General features: G+C 46.2%; 28 protein-coding genes and 1 riboswitch. Of the genes, 4 read left to right on the forward strand and 24 right to left on the reverse strand.

Annotated elements, in window-relative coordinates; all coding sequences use genetic code 11:
• The first annotated feature begins 189 nt into the window (after positions 1 to 189).
• Entirely contained in the window at positions 190 to 1,767 is a 1,578-nt protein-coding gene (gene serA, locus NYE62_RS12005) for a phosphoglycerate dehydrogenase (RefSeq protein WP_007409437.1), read from the forward strand.
• A 45-nt stretch (positions 1,768 to 1,812) separates the two neighbouring features.
• Here serA and NYE62_RS12010 read toward each other — a convergent pair whose 3' ends face one another.
• The 14 genes from NYE62_RS12010 to NYE62_RS12075 all read right to left on the reverse strand — a co-directional run bounded on the left by NYE62_RS12010 (position 1,813) and on the right by NYE62_RS12075 (position 14,776).
• Positions 1,813 to 2,877 (reverse strand): sugar dehydratase, encoded by a 1,065-nt coding sequence (locus NYE62_RS12010; protein WP_144664664.1) that lies wholly within the window; start codon positions 2,875 to 2,877, stop codon positions 1,813 to 1,815.
• Positions 2,852 to 3,436, reverse strand: coding sequence for an RNA polymerase sigma factor SigX (gene sigX / locus NYE62_RS12015; RefSeq protein ID WP_003153399.1), 585 nt, complete (start codon positions 3,434 to 3,436; stop codon positions 2,852 to 2,854). The genes NYE62_RS12010 and sigX overlap by 26 nt, the downstream gene beginning before the upstream one ends.
• 190 nt (positions 3,437 to 3,626) lie before the next feature.
• The gene (locus tag NYE62_RS12020; RefSeq protein WP_007409435.1) at positions 3,627 to 5,408 is read right to left on the reverse strand and encodes an ATP-binding protein; all 1,782 of its coding nucleotides are present in this window, start codon (positions 5,406 to 5,408) and stop codon (positions 3,627 to 3,629) included.
• On the reverse strand, positions 5,405 to 6,127 hold the full coding sequence (resD, locus tag NYE62_RS12025; RefSeq protein ID WP_003153397.1) for a DNA-binding response regulator ResD: 723 nt from the start codon (positions 6,125 to 6,127) through the stop codon (positions 5,405 to 5,407). Before resD ends, NYE62_RS12020 begins: the two co-directional genes overlap by 4 nt.
• 81 nt (positions 6,128 to 6,208) lie before the next feature.
• A complete protein-coding gene (gene ccsB, locus NYE62_RS12030; protein ID WP_007409434.1) occupies positions 6,209 to 7,384 on the reverse strand; it encodes a c-type cytochrome biogenesis protein CcsB in 1,176 nt (391 codons plus the stop codon).
• A gap of 18 nt (positions 7,385 to 7,402) precedes the next feature.
• Positions 7,403 to 9,031: a cytochrome c biogenesis protein ResB gene (locus NYE62_RS12035; RefSeq protein WP_032870107.1), complete on the reverse strand. Its 1,629-nt coding sequence runs from the start codon at positions 9,029 to 9,031 to the stop codon at positions 7,403 to 7,405.
• Positions 9,028 to 9,567 (reverse strand): thiol-disulfide oxidoreductase ResA, encoded by a 540-nt coding sequence (locus NYE62_RS12040; RefSeq protein ID WP_003153391.1) that lies wholly within the window; start codon positions 9,565 to 9,567, stop codon positions 9,028 to 9,030. The genes NYE62_RS12035 and NYE62_RS12040 overlap by 4 nt, the downstream gene beginning before the upstream one ends.
• Positions 9,568 to 9,651: 84 nt before the next feature.
• Positions 9,652 to 10,386 carry a 23S rRNA pseudouridine(2605) synthase RluB gene (gene rluB, locus NYE62_RS12045; RefSeq protein ID WP_007612296.1) on the reverse strand — a complete coding sequence of 245 codons (735 nt, stop codon included), beginning with the start codon at positions 10,384 to 10,386 and terminating at the stop codon, positions 9,652 to 9,654.
• A gap of 93 nt (positions 10,387 to 10,479) precedes the next feature.
• Positions 10,480 to 11,016 (reverse strand): spore maturation protein SpmB, encoded by a 537-nt coding sequence (gene spmB / locus NYE62_RS12050; RefSeq protein ID WP_003153387.1) that lies wholly within the window; start codon positions 11,014 to 11,016, stop codon positions 10,480 to 10,482.
• 4 nt (positions 11,017 to 11,020) lie between these two features.
• Complete coding sequence (locus NYE62_RS12055; RefSeq protein WP_003153385.1) at positions 11,021 to 11,611, reverse strand: nucleoside recognition domain-containing protein; 591 nt, start codon at positions 11,609 to 11,611, stop codon at positions 11,021 to 11,023.
• A complete protein-coding gene (locus tag NYE62_RS12060) occupies positions 11,599 to 12,750 on the reverse strand; it encodes a D-alanyl-D-alanine carboxypeptidase family protein (protein WP_335390362.1) in 1,152 nt (383 codons plus the stop codon). The genes NYE62_RS12055 and NYE62_RS12060 overlap by 13 nt, the downstream gene beginning before the upstream one ends.
• A 112-nt stretch (positions 12,751 to 12,862) precedes the next feature.
• Positions 12,863 to 13,348 carry a DUF3907 family protein gene (locus tag NYE62_RS12065; RefSeq protein ID WP_199022015.1) on the reverse strand — a complete coding sequence of 162 codons (486 nt, stop codon included), beginning with the start codon at positions 13,346 to 13,348 and terminating at the stop codon, positions 12,863 to 12,865.
• Between the two features lie 89 nt (positions 13,349 to 13,437).
• Complete coding sequence (gene scpB, locus NYE62_RS12070) at positions 13,438 to 14,031, reverse strand: SMC-Scp complex subunit ScpB (protein WP_007409428.1); 594 nt, start codon at positions 14,029 to 14,031, stop codon at positions 13,438 to 13,440.
• Complete coding sequence (locus tag NYE62_RS12075; protein WP_007409427.1) at positions 14,021 to 14,776, reverse strand: segregation/condensation protein A; 756 nt, start codon at positions 14,774 to 14,776, stop codon at positions 14,021 to 14,023. Before NYE62_RS12075 ends, scpB begins: the two co-directional genes overlap by 11 nt.
• Before the next feature lie 207 nt (positions 14,777 to 14,983).
• Here NYE62_RS12075 and NYE62_RS12080 point away from each other — a divergent pair, with 207 nt between their 5' ends.
• A complete protein-coding gene (locus tag NYE62_RS12080; RefSeq protein WP_003153376.1) occupies positions 14,984 to 15,073 on the forward strand; it encodes a YjcZ family sporulation protein in 90 nt (29 codons plus the stop codon).
• 87 nt (positions 15,074 to 15,160) lie between these two features.
• Positions 15,161 to 15,682 carry a DUF309 domain-containing protein gene (locus NYE62_RS12085; RefSeq protein WP_199022016.1) on the forward strand — a complete coding sequence of 174 codons (522 nt, stop codon included), beginning with the start codon at positions 15,161 to 15,163 and terminating at the stop codon, positions 15,680 to 15,682.
• A gap of 65 nt (positions 15,683 to 15,747) precedes the next feature.
• Here the strand turns inward: NYE62_RS12085 and ribT are convergent, their stop codons facing one another.
• The 9 genes from ribT to NYE62_RS12130 form a co-directional block, all read right to left on the reverse strand.
• On the reverse strand, positions 15,748 to 16,122 hold the full coding sequence (gene ribT / locus NYE62_RS12090; RefSeq protein ID WP_144664580.1) for a GNAT family N-acetyltransferase RibT: 375 nt from the start codon (positions 16,120 to 16,122) through the stop codon (positions 15,748 to 15,750).
• 116 nt (positions 16,123 to 16,238) lie between these two features.
• Complete coding sequence (gene ribE / locus NYE62_RS12095) at positions 16,239 to 16,703, reverse strand: 6,7-dimethyl-8-ribityllumazine synthase (protein WP_003153372.1); 465 nt, start codon at positions 16,701 to 16,703, stop codon at positions 16,239 to 16,241.
• A 32-nt stretch (positions 16,704 to 16,735) separates the two neighbouring features.
• Positions 16,736 to 17,932 carry a bifunctional 3,4-dihydroxy-2-butanone-4-phosphate synthase/GTP cyclohydrolase II gene (locus NYE62_RS12100; protein WP_064115485.1) on the reverse strand — a complete coding sequence of 399 codons (1,197 nt, stop codon included), beginning with the start codon at positions 17,930 to 17,932 and terminating at the stop codon, positions 16,736 to 16,738.
• Positions 17,933 to 17,946: 14 nt separating this feature from the next.
• Positions 17,947 to 18,594, reverse strand: a complete 648-nt coding sequence (ribE, locus tag NYE62_RS12105) for a riboflavin synthase (RefSeq protein ID WP_015417743.1) — start codon at positions 18,592 to 18,594, stop codon at positions 17,947 to 17,949.
• Complete coding sequence (gene ribD / locus NYE62_RS12110; RefSeq protein ID WP_199022017.1) at positions 18,575 to 19,690, reverse strand: bifunctional diaminohydroxyphosphoribosylaminopyrimidine deaminase/5-amino-6-(5-phosphoribosylamino)uracil reductase RibD; 1,116 nt, start codon at positions 19,688 to 19,690, stop codon at positions 18,575 to 18,577. The genes ribE (NYE62_RS12105) and ribD overlap by 20 nt, the downstream gene beginning before the upstream one ends.
• Before the next feature lie 131 nt (positions 19,691 to 19,821).
• A riboswitch (FMN riboswitch) is annotated at positions 19,822 to 19,968 on the reverse strand.
• 119 nt (positions 19,969 to 20,087) lie between these two features.
• A complete protein-coding gene (locus NYE62_RS12115; protein ID WP_007409423.1) occupies positions 20,088 to 20,432 on the reverse strand; it encodes a hypothetical protein in 345 nt (114 codons plus the stop codon).
• A gap of 248 nt (positions 20,433 to 20,680) precedes the next feature.
• The gene (lepB, locus tag NYE62_RS12120) at positions 20,681 to 21,256 is read right to left on the reverse strand and encodes a signal peptidase I (RefSeq protein WP_032861567.1); all 576 of its coding nucleotides are present in this window, start codon (positions 21,254 to 21,256) and stop codon (positions 20,681 to 20,683) included.
• 80 nt (positions 21,257 to 21,336) lie between these two features.
• A complete protein-coding gene (locus NYE62_RS12125; protein ID WP_007409421.1) occupies positions 21,337 to 21,828 on the reverse strand; it encodes a CcdC protein domain-containing protein in 492 nt (163 codons plus the stop codon).
• Positions 21,829 to 21,977: 149 nt separating this feature from the next.
• On the reverse strand, positions 21,978 to 22,409 hold the full coding sequence (locus NYE62_RS12130; RefSeq protein WP_003153363.1) for a peptidylprolyl isomerase: 432 nt from the start codon (positions 22,407 to 22,409) through the stop codon (positions 21,978 to 21,980).
• 284 nt (positions 22,410 to 22,693) lie between these two features.
• On the opposite strand from NYE62_RS12130, the gene NYE62_RS12135 reads away from it, so the two are divergent.
• Positions 22,694 to 23,593 carry a DUF1002 domain-containing protein gene (locus NYE62_RS12135; protein WP_014418285.1) on the forward strand — a complete coding sequence of 300 codons (900 nt, stop codon included), beginning with the start codon at positions 22,694 to 22,696 and terminating at the stop codon, positions 23,591 to 23,593.
• Between the two features lie 44 nt (positions 23,594 to 23,637).
• Here NYE62_RS12135 and lysA read toward each other — a convergent pair whose 3' ends face one another.
• Positions 23,638 to 24,957 carry a diaminopimelate decarboxylase gene (lysA, locus tag NYE62_RS12140; protein ID WP_025649809.1) on the reverse strand — a complete coding sequence of 440 codons (1,320 nt, stop codon included), beginning with the start codon at positions 24,955 to 24,957 and terminating at the stop codon, positions 23,638 to 23,640.
• Between the last annotated feature and the right edge of the window lie 84 nt (positions 24,958 to 25,041).

Consider the following 25,041-nt stretch of genomic DNA (forward strand, 5'->3'; position numbering starts at 1 on the left):
ATTATATATGATCAAGTTGCAATTGTATAGAGAACTGCTCAAATTTAAATAAAATATTGGGGAAGCCCAATTTAAGCTGATTCAGCGGTTTCCTTTTCTCCTTTACTGCGTCAATACACATTGACACTCTATTGAGAATATGATAAATTATCAGATATTTAGTCAGCTAAACTAGGAGGAAATCTAACAATGTTTCGAGTTTTGGTCTCAGATAAGATGAGCAATGACGGCTTAAAGCCGCTGATGGAATCAGACTTTATAGAAATTGTTCAAAAAAACGTCGCGGATGCAGAAGATGAATTACATACCTTTGATGCCCTGTTAGTCCGCAGTGCCACGAAAGTAACCGAAGAATTGTTTAAAAAAATGACCTCTTTAAAAATCGTCGGCAGAGCCGGTGTCGGCGTAGACAACATCGACATTGATGAGGCTACAAAACATGGGGTTATCGTGATAAACGCGCCGAATGGAAACACCATTTCAACGGCAGAGCATACATTCGCGATGATTTCTTCATTAATGAGACACATTCCGCAAGCCAATATCTCAGTAAAATCAAGAGAATGGAACCGGACGGCTTTTGTCGGGGCGGAGCTCTACGGAAAGACTTTAGGCATTGTCGGTCTGGGCCGGATCGGAAGCGAGATTGCCCAGCGCGCCAGAGCGTTCGGTATGACGGTTCATGTATTCGATCCTTTCTTAACCGAAGAGAGAGCCGGCAAAATCGGCGTAAACAGCCGGACATTCGAAGAAGTGCTTGAAAGCGCGGATATCATTACCGTCCACACGCCTTTAACAAAGGAAACAAAAGGACTGCTTAACAGAGAAACCATTGCCAAAACGAAAAAAGGCGTCCGTCTTATCAACTGCGCAAGAGGCGGCATTATTGATGAAGCGGCGCTTTTGGAAGCGCTGGAAAGCGGCCATGTCGCAGGCGCTGCCCTTGACGTGTTTGAAGTGGAACCGCCAGTTGAATCAAAGCTTCCCGACCATCCGCTGGTGATCGCCACACCTCACTTAGGCGCTTCAACGAAAGAAGCACAGCTGAATGTCGCTGCACAGGTTTCTGAAGAAGTGCTGCAGTTTGCAAAAGGTCTGCCTGTCATGTCAGCGATCAACCTGCCTGCGATGACGAAAGATGAATTCAAAAAAATCCAGCCTTATCACCAAATTGCTGATAAAATCGGAAGTCTCGTGTCACAATGTATGAAGGAACCCGTCAAAGATGTTGCGATTCAATATGAAGGCACCATCGCCAAACTCGAAACATCATTTATTACAAAAAGCCTGCTATCCGGTTTCTTAAAACCGCGTGTAGACTCAACGGTCAATGAAGTGAACGCCGGCGGTGTAGCAAAAGAACGCGGAATCAGCTTCAGCGAGAAGATTTCCTCCAATGAATCAGGATATGATAACTGCATCAGCGTAAAAGTAACCGGAGACCGGAGCACATTTACGTTAACGGCTACGTATATCCCTCACTTCGGTGAACGAATCGTTGAACTGAACGGCTTTAATATTGACTTAAATCCTGCCGGCCACCTCGTTTATATCCAGCACCAGGATACGACCGGTGTAATCGGACGCGTAGGACGCATCCTCGGCGATAACGATATCAATATCGCTACCATGCAGGTAGGCCGTAAAGAAAAAGGCGGAGAAGCCATTATGATGCTTTCTTTTGATAAACATTTAGATGATAAAGTCGTCAATGAGCTGACTTCAATTCAGGATATTGTTTCCGTTAAACTGATTGACCTTCCGTAACCAACAAAAAACCCAAAACATTCATATGTTTTGGGTTTTTTTACGTTAATGGCTTGGAAGCGGATTAGGCGCGGCAGGCACAGCGATAGGTTTTGTCACATCATAATTACCGATTTTCTTTGTATGCGCATGTGTGAACAGCACCTCAGAATAACCGAATTCCTTCGCAGTTAACAGAAGCCCTTCGATCATTAAAATCCCTTCCAGCGAATCTTCAACCTTATGTTTTTCGGACAATTGAATCCGCAGCTGCTCGCCGTCTTCCCTTTCCGATACCGATGCAATCGCATCGGCTTCTATAATGCTCGCAGTCTGTGAGCCTCCGTCTGTTGTCTTCATCCCGTCAATAGCCTGATATACTGAATAATAGGTTTGTTCAGACGGGATGAGATACTCTTGTCCCAGACTGTCGCTGTAAGAAAAATACGCCCGGTTTGTCTGTTTATGTACGGACATTTCAGCGGATATGCCGTAAGATTTATAAAAATCCTGTCCGGCTCCGTTTTGAACCTTTTTCAATTTAATCCGCTCGTAAGGACTCCATGTCAAAGTCTCTTTCAGCATCTTTTTCAATAAGTCAGCATCGGCAACTGATTCGATAGAAAGCCGTCCGTTTACCTGCACAAGCAAATCCTTCTTATCCGCCGTTACCTGCACACCTTCCAAAAGGTTCGGCACAGACAGGAAGGATTCGGGCACTTCTAGGTTTTCCGCTTCGGATAAAGCCTCTGATACCGATTCATCCGGCTTCTTTTTTTCAAAACTGACCGGTATGACGGCGGATGTTTCTGAATCGGCAAATGCCAAAGTAATGTAATTGTTTTTGTTTTGGTTTGAGACGACGAACGTCTTCTGATCCGGCGGCTTGACAGAAGCTGACTGACTGGCTTTTTCAGTCTGGCGGCTGTCAGCGGTAAGATCACCGGAAGATTTGTTTGTCATCAGGTGAGGAGATATAATCAGAGCGATGCACAATGCGCAGACGCCGGCTGCGGCGGGGCCGATCCAGCTTCGGGCCGGTTTTTTTCTGTACGGTTTACCCGTTTCAATATTCCGGTAAATGGCCTCGGGTGAACGATGATCTCTAACCGCCGGAAGTTGTCTTAACAACTCCTCTACTCTTTCTTCGTTCCAATATGACTTCATCATCCATTAGCTCCTCCCTCAAAAGCTCCATCTGTTTCCGAAGTATTTTGAGCCCTCTGTGTTGGGTCGTTTTGACTTTGCTTTCCGAGAAGCGGAGAGCGGCGGCTGTTTCCTGAATGGAATATCCCTGAATAAATCTCAAGATAATAACAGCTCTTTGATCAATAGTGCAATGATCAAGCGCGGTATAAATTTCCCGGACGTTTTCATGCTGTACGGCGAGTTCGTCCGGAAGCAAATGCTGATCTCTGACATCTTGTGTATCCCAATCAAACGTACCCATAATACGCTGTCTGATCGTCTGCTGCTTGCGGAACCAGTCAATCGCCACATGGCGTGCGATGGACAACAGCCATGTTTTTTCACTGCTTCTTCCTTCAAATGTATGATAGGAATTCAAGACGCGGATATACACTTCCTGCGTCAAATCTTCAGCCTGCGACTTATCTTTTACCATATAAAATAAAAATTGATATAAATCTTGATGGTATGCATCATATAATATCTGAAAGGTTTCTTCCATGGGAAACCCCTCCGTTCACTTTTTTGTCGTAAAAATGCGTTGAAAAGTTACATTACAACTATATTACGAGAAACTGGAATTTGGAAGGGAATTTATATTAACATATTCTTAAATTTTTAAAGGAGAAACAAATAAAAAACACCCGCAGAACATGCGGGTGTTTCGTATGGAACAAGATTGTTCGTCAATTTCAGACGTCATCCTGCACTTTTGTCGGAATATAAAATGTAAACGTCGTCCCTTTGTCGATGCTGCTGTGAACCGCAATTGAGCCGCCGTGGGCTTCCACGATATTTTTTACGATGGCGAGCCCGAGTCCGGTTCCCGCCCTGCCTCTTGTTCTTGCTTTGTCCGCTTTATAAAAACGTTCAAAAATAAAAGGCAGGTCCTCTTCCGGTATACCAGAGCCGGAATCTTTGATATCGATCTTCAGTCCGTCTTTTACGGTCTGAGCCGCGATATGAACGCTTCCGCCTGACTCCGTATGGCGCAGCGCATTATCTATAAGGTTGGTAAACACCTGTTCCATTTTGTCTTCATCAAAGACACACTCCGGCTGAGACACTGAGATGTCCTCTGTGAGCGAAACGCCTTTTTCCTTCGCTACCCCGGAAAATTTGCGGGAGATCTTCTCCAGAAATTCATGCAGGTTTACCGTTTCATAGTGCAGGCCCGTATGTCCGGATTCCATTCTGGCCAAATCCAGCAAATCATTGACGAGCCGGCCCATGCGAAGAGATTCATCATAAATGATCTGTGCGATTTCTTTTTTCTCCTCTTCGGTGCTTGCAATGTCGTCCACTATTGCTTCGCTGTATCCCTGCAGCATAGAAATCGGGGTTCTGAGCTCATGACTGACATTGGCAATGAAGTCTTCACGCAATTTATCCAGCCTGCGCTCTTCGGTCATATCACGGAGCACGGCCACGGCGCCGCGGACGTGTGATTCCGCATAAAGAGGCGACATCAATAAAACCCATGACCTTCCTTGAAGCGTCATTTCAATCATTTGCTCTTTTTCCGTGTTCACTGCATTTTGAAATAGCTCTTTTGCTTCAGGGGGAAGGTTGTCTCCTTCTTTAATGTTCATGTTCTGCTCATAATACCATGCCTGCAGAAAACGTTCGGCCGGCGGGTTGGTCACCAAAATGGTGCCGTCGATATTAATGGTGATGACCCCGTCTGCCATACTGCTTAAAATATTGGACAGCTGTTCTTTTTCCTGATTCAGCGCGTTAATATGGAAATTGAGCTGCCGTCCCATCTGATTAAAGGCAATGGCCAGTTCCCCGATTTCATCTTGGGTCAGAATCGGAATTTTTGTATCAAACTTTCCTTTCGCCAAGTCTTGGGCGCCTTCCCGCATTTTCCGAAGGGGATATGTCACCCTGCTGGATAAAAAGAACGCGAAAAACGTTGTCAAGACGATGGCAATGCCCGCCGCAAGAAAGATATAGCGTGTCGTATGTTTCGTCGTATCTTTGACGGCAAGCAGCGATTGGGATAAAAAGACCATGCCTTTTTTGCCGTCTTTTTCATACGGCACTCCGACGATCAGCCGTTCGTTATCCGAACCGGCATTGTTGGGGACCGCGCGTTTGCTTACTTTTTTGCGGTCTGTCAGCGCCTTGTGCAGATCCCGGTCATGTTTGATCTGCTCTAATGTAATAGAGGATAAATGATTATCGTCATTGGGCGAATACCAGACATGCTTATCATCCTGAATGATCGCGATGCTCGTTAAATTGTCCGCCAGTTCCCACGTGATGGATCTGGCAAGCGGCTGGTCTTCATGATTTTCTATTATGACCGCAATTTTGTCGGCAAGCTGCGTTAAATCTTTTTCCGCTTCTTCAACGTGGTAATTTTCTATAAATTCCAGAAGCAGCACCGTTAAAATAAATAAAACAATTAACACGAGTGAAAGAATGGTAAACCAGAGCTTACCTACTACGCTTTTCCAAAACTTCATTCAGCGCCTACCTCAAATTTGTATCCGACTCCCCATACGGTGACGATTTTTTTCGCCGCCCCCGGGGACACTTTATTTAATTTTTCACGGAGCCGTTTGACATGGGTGTCCACCGTTCTGAGGTCTCCGAAAAATTCATACTGCCACACTTCTTTTAAAAGCTTTTCCCTGTCGTACACTTTGTCCGGTGTTTTCGCCAGAAAGTACAGCAGTTCATATTCCTTCGGCGTCAGGCTCACCTCCGTGCCGTCCGCAGTCACCCTGTGAGCATCGTGATCAATGGATAGATGCGAAAAGACGAGCACATTTTTTGTCGGGGTATTTGCTGTCAGATAAGATGTTTGGGAAGCCCTTCTTAAAAGCGCCTTTACCCGAAGCACCACTTCTCTCGGGCTGAAAGGCTTGACGATATAATCGTCCGTACCCGCTTCAAACCCCTGGACGCGGTTGGCTTCTTCCCCTTTTGCCGTCAGCATGATAATCGGCGTCGCTTTTTTTTCTCTGAGCTGCCGGCATACTTCGATTCCGTCCGTTCCCGGCATCATTAAATCCAAGAGCACCAGATCATAATCTGATGCCAGCCCCATTTTAATGGCCTCGTCGCCGTTTTCCGCTTCTTCAATCACATAGTTTTCCCGTTCAAGGTACATTCTTAAAAGGCGTCGAATTCTGGCTTCATCATCTACTACTAATATTTTAGTTTCATTTGTTTGATCCATCGTTTTCCCCCTGCTTTCCTTCTGTTACTTTCATTTTAACAAACTGTGCAGCAGCTTGAGAACTGTATCGGCTTTTTGCATCTATGCGTACGAATGAAGTCCGGCAAGCACGAGATTCACAAAAATTAAGTTAAACATAATAATGGCGAAGCCGATGACGGCAAGCCACGCGGACTTTTCGCCATGCCAGCCTCTTGACAGCCGCAAGTGCAAATACGCTGCGTAAAATAAAAAGGTGATCAGCGCCCATACTTCCTTCGGGTCCCAGCCCCAAAAACGCGTCCATGCAAGCTGCGCCCAAATCATCGCAAACACAAGCGCGCCGAGTGTGAATACCGGAAAACCGATGGAAACAGCGCGGTAGCCGACTTCATCGACCAAGTCCAGATTCACATTTTTGACGAGCGGGCTGATAAGAGCGCTGATTCTCTTTCTGAATATCAGCCTGAGCGCACCGTATAAAACGAGGCCTGCGCCAAACGACCAGATCACCGTATTGACCTTTCTGCCTGAAAAAATGGCCGGAAGCTCAATAAGCGGCTTCATTGCGCCTTCCGTAAGCAGTTCTCCCTCATGCGGGCCGACAAGCGCAGGCATATCATATATCATGACGCTTTTGGCTTCTTTTTTATCCACCCAATTAAATTCAGCTTTGTAGTCCGCCAGCCGGAATGCCGACGTGACGGCGATAAATGCCACGGTCGTTACGAGTATAAACATGATGACTTCAAGCCAGAACGTTTTTTTGCCCGGTCTGGATTGATCGACATGCTTTAACAGGAAAATGACGCCGGCTACAAAACTGATCGCAAGAATCGCCTGCCCGAGCGCCGCCGTCGTGACGTGAATGTACAGCCAATTGCTCTGCAGTGACGGAATAAGCGGCGTAATGTCTGTCGGAAACATGCTTGCATATGCGATAAGCAAAAGCGCGATAGACAATGTGAACATGCCTAATGAAGGCAGTCTGTAAATAAAGTAAATAATAATAAAAGCGAGAACAAGCATCATGCCGAATGACGTCGTAAATTCAAACATATTGCTGACAGGCGCATGTCCGCTTGCCGACCATCTCGCAATGAAGTAGCCGAGATGACAAAGAAATCCGAAAATGGTTAACGTGATTCCGATAGCCGACCAGCGGCCCTTACCGTCCTTAGCACCTTTTGTTCCCCGGATGGCGCCGCCGAAAACCGGGACGGCAATTAAATAAATCAAAAAGGCAGCATAAAGAAAATTTGCGCTCAGCTCCGCCATGACACCACTCCTTTTTCACTAGGCCTGATTTTTGGCCAATTCTTTTTGATCGGCCGGCTCTTGAATCCCGGTCCCGCTAAGAACAAATTCGATATCTTTTTTCAGACCGAACCAGTTTTTGTTCGTATGTCCCGCCACAAGCACTTCATGATCACCTGTTTTGATCCAGATCCTTCTGTGCTGCCAGTACATTCCTTGAATGACGCCGATCATAAAGATCGCGCCGCCGACGGCAAGCACCCATAAGGTTAAATCTTTTCTGACGGTGAGTCCTGTAATGTTTTTCGTTTCCACATGGTCGAATTTTAATTTGTACTTGTTACTTTCGGAACCTTCAACAGTCTGCTGAATCGCAACAAAACTTTTCTCCCCTTTCGGCTTGTCAGGAGCCGTGATTTTAAAGACAAAAGCCGGATTGTTAGGAACCTTCGTTTTCGTGCTCGGTTCTCCGTCCTTGTTAAAATAAAAATCAGGAAGATAACTGGCGATCTGCACTTTGTAACCGTTACCAAGATCATAGTCCGTGTCGGGATCGAGAAGATTGATCTTCAGTTTGCCGAATGACTGTTTTGTTTTTTGGTCGATCAGCTGAAATACCATCTGATCGAGCTGGTTTTCTTTATAGTCCACCTGATACACAGAATAGGAGTCAAAGCGCAGCGGTTCATTGACGCGGATATTGTTTTCTTTGACTCTTTTAAGCTTCGGCTTTTCACCGAATACAATGTCGCCTTCCCTCTTGTACAAAACCGCGTCCGTTGTGAAGGATTTGGCGACTTTGCCGTTTCCGGCTCTGTCAATGGCGTCGGCGAATACTTTTTTCTCAGTGTCTTTGTTATATGTCTGCATCGTGAACCGGTTGTTTTTTAAGTAATATTTGCCGTCGGTACCGGGGATCTGAGCGGTTTCGCCTTCACGGACCCAGAGCGTTTCATCGACATACATACCGGGTACAAATCTCAGCATGGCTCCGATCAGAAAAATGATCAGGCCGATATGATTGACGTAGGGCCCCCACCTTGAAAAACGGCCTTTTTCCGCCAGAATGCTTCCCTCTTGTTCTCGCACTCTATAATGCTTTTTTTTCAATCGTGTTCTGAGGCTATCAGCCGCATCCCCGCTCAGCTCGGTTTCTGTCCGGCTGTATAGACGCTGCCTCTTCAAAAAGACCGGATTCCGCCGAACTCCTTGATTTTTCAGCGCCCTGTACAAAGGAATCACCCGATCCAGGCTGCAGATGACCAGTGATATGCCAATGGATGCGATCAGGAGCATATACCACCATGAGCCGTACAGGTGATGAAATCCCAACAGATAATACATTTGGCCGATTATGCCGTACTGCTGTTCATAATATGTATCCGGCTGGGCGCCCGGCGGCAGATAAGCTTCCTGCGGAAAAACCGTGCCGAAAGCAGACGCCGCCAGAGTAATGACGATCAGCCATATTCCGACTTTTACGGAAGAAAAGAAGTTCCATACCTTATCTACGATTGTTTTGTTATATGTTTGCGAACGCCTTGCGCTGCCGTCGTACCGCATATCGGCAAGCGGCGATTTTTGATCATCAAGCGGCTTCCCGCACGACTCGCACAAAACCGTCCCGGCTGGATTCACGTGCCCGCATTCACATTTGACCTTTTTCATGAAGACGCCTCCGGCTTAATTAAATTCATATAGTCATGAACCATGCGTTCTGTCATCGTGCCGGTCACCACTTTCACGACTTTTCCGTCGGGATTGATCAAAAATGTCGTCGGAATAGGTGATACGCCGTACGCGTCCAGCACTTGCCGGTCAGTATCGAGCGCAACCGGGAAATTGACGCCGTATGTTTTCATAAAATTATGTACTGCAATTTTTGATTCGCCGACATTTACCGCAACCACCTCGACACCGAGGTCTTTAAAATGCTTGTATTGATTCTCCATGTAGGGAAATTCCTGCTTGCACGGCTCACACCACGTTCCCCAGAAATTCAGAAAAACACCTTTTCCTTTTAACTGACTCAGTTCTATGAGTCTGCCCTCTGTATCTTTCAGCGCGAAATTCGGGGCTTTGGACCCCTCAGATATACGCTCACCGTTTGTGTATACGGCATTATAGATAGTATATCCGAGCGCGCAGAGTAAGATGAGAAGGATGCCGGTCCGAATGAATAAACGCCGCCGTTTTTTGTTCATTGTACACTGCTCCCCTCCCCTGCCTGCAAATCCATTCAATTATATCATCAACACGTTTTGTAATTTTTGAAGGTTATGTGAAAATTAGAAAGCGTTTTTACCGTGTTCAGCTAAAGCCCGCAGCCTTTTCACCTCATGCGGCGACAATTCTCTTGCGTCTCCTGTGCGCAGGCCTCTTAAATCTAAAAATGCGTATTCTTCACGTTTTAGTTTCAGCACGTCATGACCGATCGCCTCGAACATGCGGCGGACCTGTCTGTTCCGGCCTTCATGAATCGTCAGCTGAATGATGCTCGTCTGCTTTCTTTTGTCCAGGGAAAGCATTTTCGCTCTGGCCGGCGCCGTCTTGCCTTCTTCAAGCTGAATGCCGCGCTCAAGCTTTCTCAGAAGTTCCTTGGAAGGAATCCCCTTCACTTTGGCGACGTACGTCTTATCAATTTCGTATTTCGGATGCATGAGTTTGTTGGCAAACTCGCCGTCATTTGTCAGCAATAAAAGTCCGCTCGTATCATAATCAAGCCTGCCGATCGGATAAATGCGCTGCGGCACTTCTTTGAAAAAGTCGGTCACCACTTTCCGCCCTTTGTCGTCATCAGCTGCTGAGATCACTCCTCTCGGTTTATAAAGCAGAAAGTACACGGGTTCTTCCCGCTCCACCTTTAATCCGTTTACTTCAATCTGATCAGAACCGGTCACTTTTACGCCGAGCTCTGTTATTACTTTTCCATTCACCTTTACTTTTCCTTCTTTTATCAGCTCTTCCGCCTTTCTGCGTGATGCCACGCCGGCATGAGCAATAACTTTTTGCAGTCTTTCCATGTCGTTCACCTCAAGTATAATCTTACTTTTTTCCCCTTGAACAAACAAGCTTTTTCAAGGAGAGTTATTCTGATATATAAAAAGCGCCTGATTTCAGGCGCTTCCAAATAATAACGTAACTATGATGATTGATGCAACCACCCCGATCAAATCAGCAAGAAGACCAACCTTTAAAGCATCCCCCATTTTTTTGATGCCGACCGCCCCGAAATACACCGTCAGGACATACAGCGTCGTGTCAGTCGATCCCTGCATGACCGAGGCCAGTCTGCCGATAAATGAATCAGGCCCGTACACGGCGATCAGATCAGTCGTCATGCCGAGCGCCGCCGTCCCCGAAATCGGGCGGATCAGAGCAAGCGGCACAACTTCTGCGGGAATGCCGAGCGCTGTAAAGAAAGGCTTGCACAGCCCCATGACAAAATCCAGCGCGCCTGAGGCCCGGAATACGGTAATCGCCACCAGCATCCCGACCAAATACGGAATGATGGAAAACGCAATTTCAATTCCTTCTTTTCCGCCTTCAACGAATGATTCATACGTCGGCACTTTTTTGATCGTGCCGTATATCAATATACCGGCGATAATAATCGGAATCATGGCTAAAGACAGCCAATTCACCATTTCCATTCGCTTACCTCCCTTTTCTTTTGCGGCGGTACCAGAAGTAGCGGTCAATGAAAATCGCGCCGATTCCCGAAATTAAAGTCGCTAAGATGGTCGGCCCGACGATATCGGTCGGTGATTTCGCCGAGTAAGCCATGCGCACGGCAATGACGGTTGTCGGTATCAATGTAATACTCGAAGTATTTACCGCCAAAAAGGTAATCATGGAACGGCTGGCCTCAGACTTACCTCCATTCAGCTTTTTCATCTGCTCCATGGCTTTAATGCCGAGCGGTGTCGCCGCATTTCCCAGTCCGAAAAAGTTTGCCATGAGATTTGATAAGATGTATCCCATCGCCGGATGATCAGGGGGAATATCGGGAAACAGCTTAGAAATAAACGGGCGGCACATTCTGCTGAATATATCCAAAAGGCCGGACTGCTCGGCTATTTTCATCAGGCCGAGCCAGAACACGAGAACGCTCATTAATCCGAACGAGATCGTAACCGCTTCTTTCGCTCCTTTAAAAACGGCTTCATTCACATCCTGCAAGGTACCGTTAAACATCGCAAAGACAAGCCCGATTACCGTCAGACATACCCAGATTAAATTGACCATGACGAACCGCCCGCCGCGCTCATAAACAGGCTCGTAAACGTCTCAATGAAATGCTTTTTCGGTTTTTTATGGCGCTCGTTTTCATAATAGACGGGGATCTTGGCGATCACTTTCCCATCATGCATAACAGTCATCCGGCCGACGACATCAGGAATGAGAGAGGCGTCCTTTTTCCAGGCTTTTTTCGGTTTTATTAAGGTTGTGCTGATTTTTACATCGTCGATTTCATCTTTTTTTAACAAATATTTGACATCCCGGGCAATAAAAGCGCGCTTTCCGTAAAACGTCTTTTTCAGCTTCGGAATGCCGCCTTTTTTGGCGATGACATAGGTTTTATAGTAATCAAAGACATAATTAAACATATTCATATGATCATCCCAATCATCCGGATCATTTATGGTGACCGCGATGAGATCCGTACCGTCTTTTGAGGCCGTCGAGACGAGCGTCCGTTTCGCGATTTTTGTGTAACCCGTTTTTCCGCCTGTGCTGTAACGGTAGAGCCCGGTCAGAAGCTTGTTTTTATTTTTCCATACCCGGTCCATCGTTTCCGCCTTATACACTTTTGTGCCTGAAACGGTCCGGTATTCCTTGATTTTCATCGCGTATTTAGTCAAAAGCGCCATGTCATACGCCGTTGAATATAAATTTTCATGGTCGTCCAGCCCGTGCGGATTTTGAAATTTTGTATTTTCCATCCCGATTTGCTCGGCTTTTTTGTTCATCATAAATACAAAACCGTCAAGGCTTCCGCCGACATATTCCGCTATTGCCGCAGCGGCGTCATTTCCTGATCTCAGCATAAGCCCGTATACGAGATCTTTCAGCTTTACTTTTTGTCCCGGCTGAAGATAAATGGCTGAGCCTTCCGTTTTTACGGCATTCGGGGAAACCGTCACGGTCTCTTCCATCTTCCCTGATTCAATCGCCAGCACCGCCGTCATGATTTTCGTAATGCTTGCAATCCGCCGCTTATGATGTTCATCCTTGGCGAATAACACCCTGCCAGATGCTCCGTCGATTATAATCGCGCTTTTTGCGCTGACATGTATTTGGGCATGTGCCGTATTGCCGTCTGTAATGGAAAAAAGAATAACAAAAGTCAAAAGAAATACGGCAGCTTTTTTGAGAAAGCGCATGAATGCTCACGTCCTTGTTGTGGGTTTGTACAAGTTTATGCGCATGTCCATGACTTATGAATACCAATTGCATCACTTTCACATAAAAAAACTCTCCCAAAAGGAAGAGTTTTTATCTGATTGATGCCATATTTGAGCCTGATGCTTCATATTGCGCCAATTCTTCCCGCATCCGCAGAAATTCACTGCTGAGCGAAAGCAGAAGGCTCCGCAGCGAGTCCGGCACTTGCTGGTAGAATTCAATCGCGCTTTGGCCTGTATAAGCGGCGCGGCTGTTTTCGTACCATGTATCCTTTTTCGGCATGAAAAACTCTTCCACGCACTGATGATATACTTTATACAGTGTTTTTTCCGCTCTCGCCTCATGAAACGGCTCCTGCATTAAAAGCCGCCTGCAGGCTTCCTGGGCGCCTTCGCAAAAGACGGTCATCCTCCTCAGCACACTGAGCACGTCGCGGCAGTATGCCTCATCCGCCTCTCCTTGAGCCCGCATCTCCGGCAAAGTTGTATGATTTAAATAGCTGCTGACCATCGTGACAACCTCGGCTAAAAATTCACCAGTTTCTTCAGTATGGGCCCTCACAATCGAATTTCCCATTTCCGTCCGTTTCCTTCCTCTCTTGTACGTCGTCATTTGCGTCATTCATCAATGGCCTTTCCCTACTATCGTATGATGAAAAACGATTATTATTTAATATCCTCAAAAGTTTGGTTGAAGTTTTCAAAGAATAAATCGGCTTCCTCCTGGAGAACGTCTTCCTCCGCATTTTCAGGAAGCGGCGGGAGCTCCTCCAATGTTTTTAAGCCGAATTGTTCAAGAAATACCGGTGTCGTGCCGTATAAAATCGCCCGGCCGGGACCGTCGGCGCGGCCCACCTCACACAGCAGCGCTTTTGACACGAGGCTGTGCAGAATCCGCTCAGACTTCACGCCCCGGATATCTTCAATTTCCGCCCGTGTGATCGGCTGCTTGTACGAAACGATCGCCAGTACTTCCAAAGAAGCCTGTGACAGCCCTTTTGACGGCACTTCGATTAGTTTTTTCAAATAAGGCACGAATTCTTTTTTCGTTCCAAGCATATACGTATCCGCATATTCGGTAAGCTCGATGCCTCTGTCGTCTTCCTTGTACTGAGCGGCCACTTCTTCCATGATTCCGGCCAGTTCCGCTTCTTCTATTTCAAGCACCGTCACCAATTGCTTTTTGGTCAGCCCTTCATCACCCGCCGCATATAGCAGGGCTTCCACAATCGCTTTCCAATTCACGATATCAAGCGCCATGAATGGATTCACTCCCCGTAATGTATATATCTGAAAAGTTTTCTTCCTGTTCAATGATAATCTGCTGATTTTTCATCAGTTCCAGGACTGCTAAAAACGTCACGACGAGATGGTCCTTTTGCCGAGAAGGAAAAAGCTCCGTGAAGTTTATTCTTCTCCCCGCCGTTTTTAAGCTTTTTACGATTTCGTTCATTCTGTCTTCAATCGGTATTTCCTGCCTTGTAATGGTCGTTTCTTTCGGCCGCGTGATTTTTTTACGCTGAAGCACCTTTTGAAACGCGCCGATCATGTCATAAACGGTCACCGACAGTTTCTGCTCCGTCTGTTTGATTTCTTTTGCATACTCACTTAAATCACTCGGCGGCTTTGTAAATGACTTTTGTCTTTCTTCTTCCCGCTCTTTTAAATCCTTCGCAGCGGTTTTATACTTTCTATACTCAATCAGCTTTTCAATCAGCTCGTCCCGAGGGTCTTCTTCTTCAAGCATTTCGTCTTCAAACAGCTCTTCCTCTTGTTTCGGAAGCAGCATTCTGCTTTTAATGCTGAGAAGCGTCGCCGCCATGACCAGATATTCACTGGCGACATCAAGTTCAAGCTCTTGCATTGTATGTACATATAATAAATATTGTTCAGTAATGGTTGCCACGGGTATGTCGTATATGTCGATTTCAAGACGGTTAATCAGATGAAGCAGCAGGTCCAATGGGCCTTCAAACGTATCAATTTTCACTTGATATTCTACCATTATCTCACCATTTTCAATATCACTCTCATTGCCGGAAAAACTGGCTACCCTTTAGTATAATCCACCGAAATGCTCTCGTCCAATACTTTTATACACGTCATCCGTTATTTAGAAAATACTGAAAAAGAAGATATACGCCTATACCTTTAAAGGCGGATGCACATATGATAGCCGTGTAAACTTGAAACAAAGGGAGGCTGATTTCACATGAGCGGAGCTTGTTTCGGCGGAGGTTTTGCATTAATTGTCGTTCTGTTTATTTTGCTCGTTGTCGTAGGAGCATCTTACATCTGCTAGTTCCTCAGGCTTCAGACACCAAGCCGCTCTTTTTTCCTTTTCATAGCGCTGTGGTACACTGGTTTTAGCATAAAAGGAGGAAGCGGCTTGTATCCTAAAGCTTATATCGGCTTTTTGGCCGAATTTCACGCATCAAGAGATTATTTTGAGTGTCATGAACTGTTAGAGGAATATTGGAAAGAAAGCCCGGCTGAAAAGCGGAGCGTTCATTGGGTCGGCCTGATTCAGCTTGCCGTCGCTCTGTATCACCAGCGCAGGGGAAATGAAGCCGGGGCGAAACGGCTGATTGCCAACAGCTTACGTATTCTCCGGTCTGAAAAGCAGGCGGTCTGTTCTCTCGGTCTCAGCCATCCGAAGCTGATTGAGCTGATAGAAACGCTGTCAGACGATATAGAAGCGGGCCTGCCTTACAGAAGTGTTATGCTGCCGATTACAGATGAAGCCCTGAAAGAAGCATGTCTTGCCGAATGCCGCCGAAAGGGCTATACATGGGGGCAAGACGGCGTATCAGATACCTTTCTTATTCATAAACACCGCCTGCGGGACAGGACGGATGTCATTAACGAACGCGAACGGGAAATTGAGAGAAGAAAAAAAAGCAGAGGCTGACGGTCAGCCCTGCTTTTTCTATATCAAAACAGCTCCCGAAACCGTGAAGATTCCGGGAGCATTTGTCAGTTATTATATGAGATATCCTGATCTTTTTGATGTTGACAGCGTTCAAAAAAGCTTTGCGTTAATTCATTCGGAACGAGTGCCTCCGTTTTGAACAGACGTTTTAAGGCGTCCATCATTTGCTTTCCGATTCCTTGATGGCGGTGAGAAGGATTCACGCTGATATGCCGGATTTCAACTTCTGAGTCCTTTTTTTCGACTCCGATCGCTCCGACGATATCTTCATCCTCTTTCCAAAGAAAGAGCTGGCGGCCATTATCCGTTTCATAGTCCTTTATTGTCTGCTGAAGCTGCTTGAGATCTTTTTCATTCGGCATAAATGACAGAAGACCCATCGCAATCTTTTCAAACGATTTTTTATAACGAATTAACATAAAAACCCCTCTATATCCAAAATGTCCATTCATGTCCTATCAAACGGATACATAAAGGCGATCCGTTTCCTCACATTATATCATTTTCGCCGCTGTTTTAAACGCTTTTCAACAAATTATTCAAATGAACGGTTTAAATTTGCCATTTCAATGGCAGATACTGCGCAATCCGCTCCCTTATTTCCGGCTTTTGTTCCGGCTCGTTCGATGGCCTGCTCAATGGTTTCAGTCGTCACGATGCCGAAGATAACCGGGACGCCCGTCGCCGTTCCCGCCTGGGCAATGCCTTTTGCCGCTTCATTGCAGACATAGTCATAATGCGTTGTCGCTCCTCTGATAACCGTGCCGAGCGTAATGACGGCATCGTATTTTTTCGTTTCCGCCATTTTCTTTGCCGCAAACGGGATTTCAAACGCTCCCGGCACCCAAGCGACGTCAATGTCGTTTGATTCTACACCGTGGCGAAGCAACGTGTCTTCCGCTCCGCTTAACAGCTTGCTCGTTATAAATTCATTAAATCTGCCGACGACGATTCCGATTTTAAGTCCTGTTCCTACTAGGTTTCCTTGTATGATATTCATATGTTATCCATCCTTTTTTGTGAGATTTGTTTTTAGAAATGAAGCAGATGTCCAAGTTTTTTCATTTTGGTCTGTAAATATTGCTTGTTATGCTCACTCGCGTCCATTTGAAGCGGCACCCGTTCTGAAATGCTGAGACCGTATCCTTCGAGGCCGGCGATTTTCCGGGGGTTATTGGTTAAAAGTTTCATATGCTGAACCCCTAAGTCGCGGAGAATCTGGGCGCCGATGCCGTAGTTGCGCAGATCAGGCAGAAAGCCGAGCGCTTCGTTCGCTTCAACCGTGTCATACCCTTGTTCCTGCAATCGGTACGCCTTCAGCTTATTGATTAAACCGATTCCTCTGCCTTCCTGGCGCAAATACAATAGAACGCCGCGGCCTTCTTCAGCAATTTGCGCAAGCGCGGCATGAAGCTGAGGTCCGCAATCACAGCGATGGGATGCAAACACATCGCCCGTCAGGCATTCTGAGTGCACTCTGACAAGAACGGGTTCGCTGTTAAACGGGACATCCCCCATGACAAAGGCGAGATGTTCTTTTCCGTCAACCTCGTTTGTATATCCGTAAACTCTAAACGTGCCGAAGTCAGTCGGCAGCGTAATATCAACTTCTCTGTTCACAAGTGTCGTAATGTTGTAACGGTACTCTATTAAGTCTTTTATCGTAATCATTTTCAGCTGGTGGCGTTCGGCGATTTCGGCTAACTCCGGCACTCTGGCCATTGTGCCGTCTTCATTCATAATTTCACAAATGACGCCCGCTCCCTGAGATCCGCAGGCTTTTGCAAGGTCAACGGCTGCTTCCGTATGGCCGGCCCGCTTCAGGACGCCTCCTTTTTTTGCAATTAAGGGGAAAATGTGGCCCGGACGCTGAAAATCGTCAGACACAGATTCTTCGTTCAACAGCGCCTGAATGGTAAAGGATCGTTCCTGCGCGCTGATGCCCGTTTTTGTCAGCCTGTGGTCAATACTGACCGTAAACGCGGTCTCATGTGAGTCCGTATTATGATCGACCATCGGGTGAAGATCCAGCCGGCCTGCGATGTCCTCAGACAGCGGCGTGCAGATCAGGCCTCTCCCATGGGTCGCCATAAAATTAACCACTTCCGGCGTGGCATGCTCAGCCAGCGCTACGAAATCTCCTTCGTTTTCTCTGTCTTCATCATCGACAACAATGATGACTTCACCTTTTTTCAGCGCCTCTAACGCCTCTTCTATCGGATGAAACATATCGATCTTCCTTTCTAAAAGCCGTTCTCGCTTAAAAAGGCTTCCGTGATAGTTTGATTGCTTTTCGTTTGTTCTGTTTTGTGCAAAAAGCGGTATAAGTATTTGCCGATCATGTCACACTCAATATTTACGATCGATCCGACTGTTTTCGTCTGAAAAATCGTTTCTGAGATGGTATGCGGAATGATGGATACCGTCACGCTTTCGTCTGATAAACCGAAAATCGTCAGGCTCACGCCGTCTACCGTAATTGAACCTTTCAATACGAGCGTTTTTGTCAATTCCGGCGAAAGTTTTAAATCGTAATAGACCGCGTTGCTTTTTTTCTCGATCCGCGTAATTTCCGCCGTTCCGTCCACGTGCCCTGATACAAAGTGGCCGCCGAACCGTCCGTTGGCGGACATCGCTCTTTCCAAGTTTACTTTACTGCCTTTTGACAAGCCGTTCAGCGAAGTGGCTTTCACTGTTTCCGGCATGACATCAACCGTAAATTGATTGTCAGAAAATCCGGTTACGGTCAGGCAGATGCCGTTTACCGCAATGCTGTCGCCAAGCTTCACGTCACTTGTCACTTTTGAAGCGGCGATGGTTAATGCCATGGAAAGGCCTGTCTTTTTGATTGCTTGGATCGTGCCTGTTTCTTCAACGATTCCTGTAAACATCGTCACCATCCTTTCCATCTTTAGGTATGGCCGTCAGTTTTATATCCGGCCCGATTTGGGTGATTTGTGTGAATTGTAAATGGGGGACATCTTTCATTGATTGAAAACCTTCACCGGAGATCAAGCTGGGAGCAAGCGTTCCTCCGATTAATTTAGGGGCGAAATAGAAATGAAGCTCTTGGAAACAGCCTTCCTTGACAAAACTTCCGTGTACGGATGCTCCGCCTTCCACATAAACGGACATTATGCCGTTTTCAGCGAGAATACTGAGCACCTCAGGGACGTGAATGCGGTCTGTTTCCAGCGGAATAACTTTTATTCCGAGTGCGGTCAGCCGGTCTTTCTTTTGCACGTCTGCACCTTTGGCCGTAAATATCCATGTCGGCGCAGCGCCGTCAGTGAGCACATTTGCCGTTTCAGAAATGGTCAGCTTTGTATCGAGAATTACTCTGACCGGCTGCTTCACCGCATCAGGAAGCCTGCAGGTCAGGCTCGGATTATCGGCTTTGACTGTGCCTGCTCCGACAAGAATGCTTTGATGCGATTTCCTGTATTGCTGGGCATCAAGCCTTGCCGCCTCTGATGTAATCCATTTGCTGTCACCGGTTTCAGTCGCTGTTTTCCCGTCAAGGCTCGCGGCCGCTTTCAAGGTGACATACGGAAGTCCGGTCCGCATGAAGTGAAGAAACATTTTATTCAGCTCTTCTGCCTGCTGCCTGAGAAGTCCGGTTTTCACTTCGATGCCCGCTGCTTCCAGCATTCCGATGCCTTTTCCGGCTACAAGCGGATTCGGATCTTTCACAGCGATAAACACCCTTTTTATCCCCGACTTTATTATCAGTTCGGCGCATGGCGGTGTTTTTCCGTAATGGCTGCAAGGCTCCAGCGTCACATACAAATCGGCGCCTTTTGCGTGTCTGCCGGCCATATGAATCGCGTGAACCTCGGCATGGGCTTCTCCGTATTGCAAATGGGCGCCCATTCCGACGATCTGTCCGTTTTTGACGACGACAGCGCCGACAAGAGGATTGGACTGTGTCTGTCCTTCACCGCGTCTGGCAAGTTCTATTGCCGTATTCATATAATATTCTTCCATCGTTATCCCTCCCTTCTTCCACGCAATTTGGCGTCAAAAAAGCCCCGAATGTTTACACAGTTCGGGGCTTTGCCAGTTTTAATCCATAGGAAATAAGACTATACAGTAAGTTTATTTTTTGCATAGCTTCTCTCATCCTTCTCCCATCCAGACTTTCACTGTCGGCTTCAGCTTTTCACTGAATCCACCGTATACAGATGCATACGGGTCACGGGCTGTAAAGCGCAAAACGCCTTATTACCGCCGGTCGGGATTTTCACCCAGCCCCGAAGGATACAATCAATATTTTTTTGTCCTTATCCGCTATTATAACATCCTTTGCGGCAGGCGCAATGAATTTGCACCTAATTATTCAGAAAAATAAAAAGCGCCCTTTTCCCATAAAAGGCGCCTTTATTTATTCGTTCACTTTGACGACCTTCAATAAGCCGTCAATCCGGTTTGATTTGCTGAAATACGCTTTAATCTTATCTCCCTTTTTCACATCGGAGAGATCCTGCTTCAGCTTGTCGCCGTTAAAAATAATTTTTGTGCCGTTTTCTGCCGTACCGTGGTACTCAGTTCCTTCGATTTTCGTAATTTTATATGTTTTGACTGTATATTCTTCTTTTTCCTGGGACAGGGTTTGTCCGATTGCAGTCGGCACGTCTTTCAGTTCAATATCGTTTATGACCATATAACCGCCCGCTAATAACAGCAGCAGTACAAGTAAAATGGCTGCTTTTGTTTTAATTCTTCCCATTTTTCTACCTCCAGCCCGTATCAATCTATTCATTACTATGTCATATTCCTTTTTTTCATGAATAGAAAACCGTTCTTCCCTGCGTGAGTTATTCATATAACGTTTCATAAAGGGAAGATGTTTCATGTATCTGTAAAACTTTCTATCTATTAAATAGATATACGAATTTATGTTCTGTTTTTGAGGGTGGAAAGATAAATTTATATAAAAAAAGCAGTTTTCCTCATGAAGAAAACTGCCTGTACGGTTTATTTCGTCTTGCGAATTTCGTTAAACGGGAAGAAGACGAATTTTGATGTGCCCGCTATTTGTTTTTTCGTAAAAAGACCGAGGCCGTTGCGGCTGTCCATAGATTCTCTGCGGTTATCACCCATGACGAAATATTTGTCGTCCGGCACCTTCACCGGGCCGAAGTCTTCTGTCAGCCGGTCATAGCCGTCTTGCTTCGCCTTGTGCTTGTTTGCCGCTAAATACGGTTCGGACACTTTTTTGCCGTTGATGTACAGCTGATCGTTTTTCATTTGTACCGTGTCGCCGGGAAGTCCGATAATCCGTTTGACATAGTGCTCATTTTCTCCGTTCAGCACGACGATCTGGCCGCGTTTGAAGTCGCTTATGTATTTGACCGTCATATTGACAAAGATTCTCTCGCGGTCATGCAGCGTCGGATCCATTGATCTTCCATCAACGAGATAAGGGGCAAATAAAAAGTTTCGGATGAGCAGTGCCAGAACGACAGCGATGATAATGGCTTTCGCCCAATCAAGTACGGCGCTTTTTTTAGAAGTTTTTTCTTTTTCTGATTTCAAGTGATTTCCTCCCATTAGCCATGGTCGTTTTTATTTTACCATGAATCCCTGCACAGAGGGCAAATAAGCCCCGCACCTCATCCATTTTTTTCATTTTATAAGCCGGATCTGCTGATTTTACGGTATTTCACGAAGCTTCCGATCCGCCAAATGCACAAATACACAAAAGCAAGTTCCATCGTTAAAACGGCGAATTCCGCCGCGTCAATGTTTTTGAAATATTGGCTGAGCACGATACGGATCGCAATAATCGCGATAATGACATATTTAAAGTTTTTATTCCGCTTGGAGTAGACAAAACCGTCTTCCCGGATTTCATAGGCGGTTTGCGACAGCATGATGACGCCGAATACCGCGCCTAACAGTCCGGCGATGGCGAGCTCCCAAAGAGCGGGAAAATGAAACGGCTTTCCCGGGATATTCATGAGCTGGCTGATGCTGAATGTAAAAATGACGGCGATAATCAAAAGCGGGAGAATGATGCCGAAGCCGCCGCCTTTAATCGGCCTGTTTCCCTTTTTCACCCTGAACCAAATCATAAGTGCGAGAATGATAATGACAAATAAAACGGTTGCCAATTGAACCAACGTTTCTACCTCTTTTCATTGTTGTAATCGGTCTTTTTCACTATACCAGAATGATCGCTGATGTTCATATATGTATTTTTTCATGATTTACACATGAGAATTTTCATATACATAAAAAAACCCGCCTGAAAAAGGCGGGTTTTTTGTCATTATCCTTCTACACGGATTTCTTTCATTTTGTCTCCGTTAGACATGTTTTTCGCATGCTCTAAACCGCTTGTCACTTTTCCGAATACAGTATGAACGCCGTTTAAATGCGGCTGCGGCTCATGTACGATGAAGAATTGGCTTGAACCCGTGTCTTTACCGGCATGCGCCATTGATAAAGAACCGGCTTCGTGCTTATGCGGATTGCCTTCTGTTTCACATTTGATCGTTTTTCCGCTTCCGCCCATGCCTGTCCCAGTCGGATCTCCGCCTTGGCTGACAAAGCCCGGAATCACGCGGTGGAAAATAACGCCGTCATAAAAGCCCGTATTCGCCAGGTTTTCAAAGTTAGCGACTGTATTAGGTGCTTCATTCGGATAAAGTTCAAATTCAATTCTGCTGCCGTTTTCCATTTCGATGTAACCAGTTTTCATTCTCATTCCTACTTCCGTATTGTTTTTTGTCAAAGCCTTCTTCAATATGAATTTCAATTGTAAGCCGGCTTTCTTTTTGATATTCTTTTGAAGGAAGAGGCCTCTGCTCTTCTTTTCGCGGCTATTATACCACACCTTCAGCCGGAAAACGAATCTCCACGCTTCCGCAGAAAGAAAATGAAACCAGAACAGCTTCACAGCCGTCTATGTATCGGAACTGCTTCACGCAGGTCCTCACAAACCGCTTCAAAACGGCATTTGTGAAAAGAAGGAGGTTAACCGCTTTGAAAAAAATGTGGATTGGATTGCTGGCGGCGGCCGTTGTATTGTGCACAATACCGAAAATCAGCCTGGCCGATGCCGCAGTCGGAGATGTCATCGTCACACTGGGGGCGGATCTGTCAAACGAAAACCGTCAGAAAGTGCTTGACGAATTAAATGTCCCTGATAACGCGACAAAAGTGACGGTTACGAATAAAGAAGAACATGAATATCTGGGAAAATATATATCGAATGCCCAAATCGGCACAAGAGCCATCTCTTCATCATCCATCACGGTGGCAAAGAAAGGGTCCGGGCTTGACGTTAAGACCCATAATATCGATTCCATCACGGATGAAATGTACTTAAACGCCCTGATGACAGCAGGAGTGAAAGATGCGAAAGTATACGTGACGGCGCCGTTTGAGGTATCAGGCACCGCAGCATTAACGGGAATCATCAAGGCATATGAAGTCTCATCAGACAAAGCGATTTCAGAAGATGTAAAACAGGTCGCCAACCAAGAGCTTGTCACCACTTCAAATCTCGGGGATAAAATCGGGGATAAAAACGCCTCCGCGCTCATCGCAAACATTAAAGATGATTTCGCGAAAAACGGTGTGCCCGATACAAAAGAAGGAATCGAGAAAAAGGTCGATGATGCGGCTTCAAACCTTAACATTACACTGACTGACGCTCAAAAAGACCAGCTCGTTTCATTGTTTAATAAAATGAAAAATGCCAAGATTGATTGGGGCCAAGTCGGCAGCCAGCTCGATAAGGCAAAAGACAAAATCACGAAGTTCATTCAATCCGATGAAGGCAAAAGCTTTGTTCAAAAAGTCATTGATTTCTTCGCTTCGATTTGGAATGCGATCGTGTCTGTATTTACAGGAGACAGCGGATCAAGTTCTAACAGCTGAATGCAAAAAGAGACCGGACGCCATTGTTCCGGTCTCTTTTTTATTTATTGTTTGACCCCCGTCTTAAACGGCAGATCCAGTTTTACAATGTCTTCATAAGTTTCCCTTCTAATGACAAGATGCGCTTCGCCGTCTTCCACAAAAACGACGGCGGGACGCGGAATGCGGTTGTAGTTGTTAGCCATGCTGTATCCGTATGCTCCCGTGCAGAAAACGGCGAGAAGATCGCCTTCTTTCACTTCCGGAAGATCTATATCCCAAATGAGCATATCACCGCTTTCACAGCACTTACCCGCGATGGATACCGTTTTATCGTGGTGTTCTCCGATTCTGTTTGCCGATACGGCCTCATATTTCGCCTGATACAGCGCAGGACGGATATTATCGCTCATGCCCCCGTCAACCGCTGCATATTTACGGGTGCCGGGCACTTCTTTTTGCGAACCGATGGTATAAAGCGTCGTTCCGGCGTCTCCGACGAGCGAGCGTCCCGGTTCAATCCAGATCTCCGGAATGTCAAAAGCGTGCAGCGCTGCGTTTTCTTTTACCGCTTCGATAATTTTTTCCACATAGACGGCGGGATGAAGGGGTTCATCCTCCTCCGTGTAGCGGATGCCAAAGCCGCCCCCTAAATTCAGCACTTCAGAGACAAAGCCGAATGATTCTCTCCATTCATTCAGTTTTGTGAAGATTTTTTCTGCGGCCAGCACAAAGCCCGCCGTATCAAAAATTTGCGATCCGATGTGGCAGTGAACGCCGAGAAGGCGGATATGGTCTGACTGTAATACTTGTTCAATCGCCTTTTCTATTTGCCCGTTATGCAGATCAAAACCGAATTTGGAATCTTCCTGTCCCGTCGTAATATAATCATGCGTATGCGCCTCTACCCCCGGAGTGATCCGCAGAAGCACATCCATTGTGCGCCCTGATTTGCGGCACAGTTCCGCGAGTAAGGATATTTCATAAAAATTATCAACGACAATGCAGCCGATTTGATGATCGAGCGCCATTTTCAACTCTTCTTCGCTTTTGTTATTGCCGTGAAAATGAATCCTGTCAGCCGGAAAACCAGCCGCAACCGCCGTAAACAGCTCTCCGCCGGATACAACGTCCAATGAGAGCCCCTCCTGCTCAGCGAGCTGTATCATCGCAACGGAAGAAAACGCCTTGCTCGCGTACGCGACCTGCGCCTTTAAATCCGCGTCAATGAATGCCTGTTTAAAGCTTTTAGCGCGCTCACGTATTAAAGCCACATCGTAAACATAAAGAGGCGTGCCGTAATGCTCCGCTAAATACAGCGCGTCCACACCTCCGATTTCCAAATGACCTAGTTTGTTTTGTCTGCTTGTGCCATGTAAGAACAATGCTCATTCCCTCTTTCTGATCCGCATATGGGTGAAAAGGACAGCTTCTTTTGAGCTGTCCTTATACAAGTCCCGTATAAGTTA

The sequence above is a fragment of the Bacillus sp. FSL K6-2861 genome, from assembly GCF_038630725.1.
In the GTDB taxonomy this organism is placed as follows: domain Bacteria; phylum Bacillota; class Bacilli; order Bacillales; family Bacillaceae; genus Bacillus; species Bacillus velezensis.

What these genes read in the sequence shown, in the direction of transcription:
- NYE62_RS12075 (WP_007409427.1), bottom strand. Translation starts at nt 14,776, where the DNA reads ATGGTAGAATATCAAGTGAAAATTGATACGTTTGAAGGCCCATTGGAC.
- serA (WP_007409437.1), top strand. Translation starts at nt 190, where the DNA reads ATGTTTCGAGTTTTGGTCTCAGATAAGATGAGCAATGACGGCTTAAAG.
- lepB (WP_032861567.1), bottom strand. Translation starts at nt 21,256, where the DNA reads ATGGGAGGAAATCACTTGAAATCAGAAAAAGAAAAAACTTCTAAAAAA.
- scpB (WP_007409428.1), bottom strand. Translation starts at nt 14,031, where the DNA reads ATGGCGCTTGATATCGTGAATTGGAAAGCGATTGTGGAAGCCCTGCTA.
- resD (WP_003153397.1), bottom strand. Translation starts at nt 6,127, where the DNA reads ATGGATCAAACAAATGAAACTAAAATATTAGTAGTAGATGATGAAGCC.
- sigX (WP_003153399.1), bottom strand. Translation starts at nt 3,436, where the DNA reads ATGGAAGAAACCTTTCAGATATTATATGATGCATACCATCAAGATTTA.
- NYE62_RS12130 (WP_003153363.1), bottom strand. Translation starts at nt 22,409, where the DNA reads ATGAAAACTGGTTACATCGAAATGGAAAACGGCAGCAGAATTGAATTT.
- ribT (WP_144664580.1), bottom strand. Translation starts at nt 16,122, where the DNA reads ATGTTAATTCGTTATAAAAAATCGTTTGAAAAGATTGCGATGGGTCTT.
- ribD (WP_199022017.1), bottom strand. Translation starts at nt 19,690, where the DNA reads ATGGAAGAATATTATATGAATACGGCAATAGAACTTGCCAGACGCGGT.
- NYE62_RS12100 (WP_064115485.1), bottom strand. Translation starts at nt 17,932, where the DNA reads ATGTTTCATCCGATAGAAGAGGCGTTAGAGGCGCTGAAAAAAGGTGAA.
- ribE (WP_015417743.1), bottom strand. Translation starts at nt 18,594, where the DNA reads ATGTTTACAGGAATCGTTGAAGAAACAGGCACGATCCAAGCAATCAAA.
- NYE62_RS12115 (WP_007409423.1), bottom strand. Translation starts at nt 20,432, where the DNA reads ATGGGAAGAATTAAAACAAAAGCAGCCATTTTACTTGTACTGCTGCTG.
- rluB (WP_007612296.1), bottom strand. Translation starts at nt 10,386, where the DNA reads ATGGAAAGACTGCAAAAAGTTATTGCTCATGCCGGCGTGGCATCACGC.
- NYE62_RS12020 (WP_007409435.1), bottom strand. Translation starts at nt 5,408, where the DNA reads ATGAAGTTTTGGAAAAGCGTAGTAGGTAAGCTCTGGTTTACCATTCTT.
- ccsB (WP_007409434.1), bottom strand. Translation starts at nt 7,384, where the DNA reads ATGGCGGAGCTGAGCGCAAATTTTCTTTATGCTGCCTTTTTGATTTAT.
- spmB (WP_003153387.1), bottom strand. Translation starts at nt 11,016, where the DNA reads ATGGAAATGGTGAATTGGCTGTCTTTAGCCATGATTCCGATTATTATC.
- NYE62_RS12055 (WP_003153385.1), bottom strand. Translation starts at nt 11,611, where the DNA reads ATGGTCAATTTAATCTGGGTATGTCTGACGGTAATCGGGCTTGTCTTT.
- NYE62_RS12065 (WP_199022015.1), bottom strand. Translation starts at nt 13,348, where the DNA reads ATGGGAAATTCGATTGTGAGGGCCCATACTGAAGAAACTGGTGAATTT.
- NYE62_RS12080 (WP_003153376.1), top strand. Translation starts at nt 14,984, where the DNA reads ATGAGCGGAGCTTGTTTCGGCGGAGGTTTTGCATTAATTGTCGTTCTG.
- NYE62_RS12040 (WP_003153391.1), bottom strand. Translation starts at nt 9,567, where the DNA reads ATGAACAAAAAACGGCGGCGTTTATTCATTCGGACCGGCATCCTTCTC.
- NYE62_RS12060 (WP_335390362.1), bottom strand. Translation starts at nt 12,750, where the DNA reads ATGCGCTTTCTCAAAAAAGCTGCCGTATTTCTTTTGACTTTTGTTATT.
- NYE62_RS12035 (WP_032870107.1), bottom strand. Translation starts at nt 9,031, where the DNA reads ATGAAAAAGGTCAAATGTGAATGCGGGCACGTGAATCCAGCCGGGACG.
- ribE (WP_003153372.1), bottom strand. Translation starts at nt 16,703, where the DNA reads ATGAATATCATACAAGGAAACCTAGTAGGAACAGGACTTAAAATCGGA.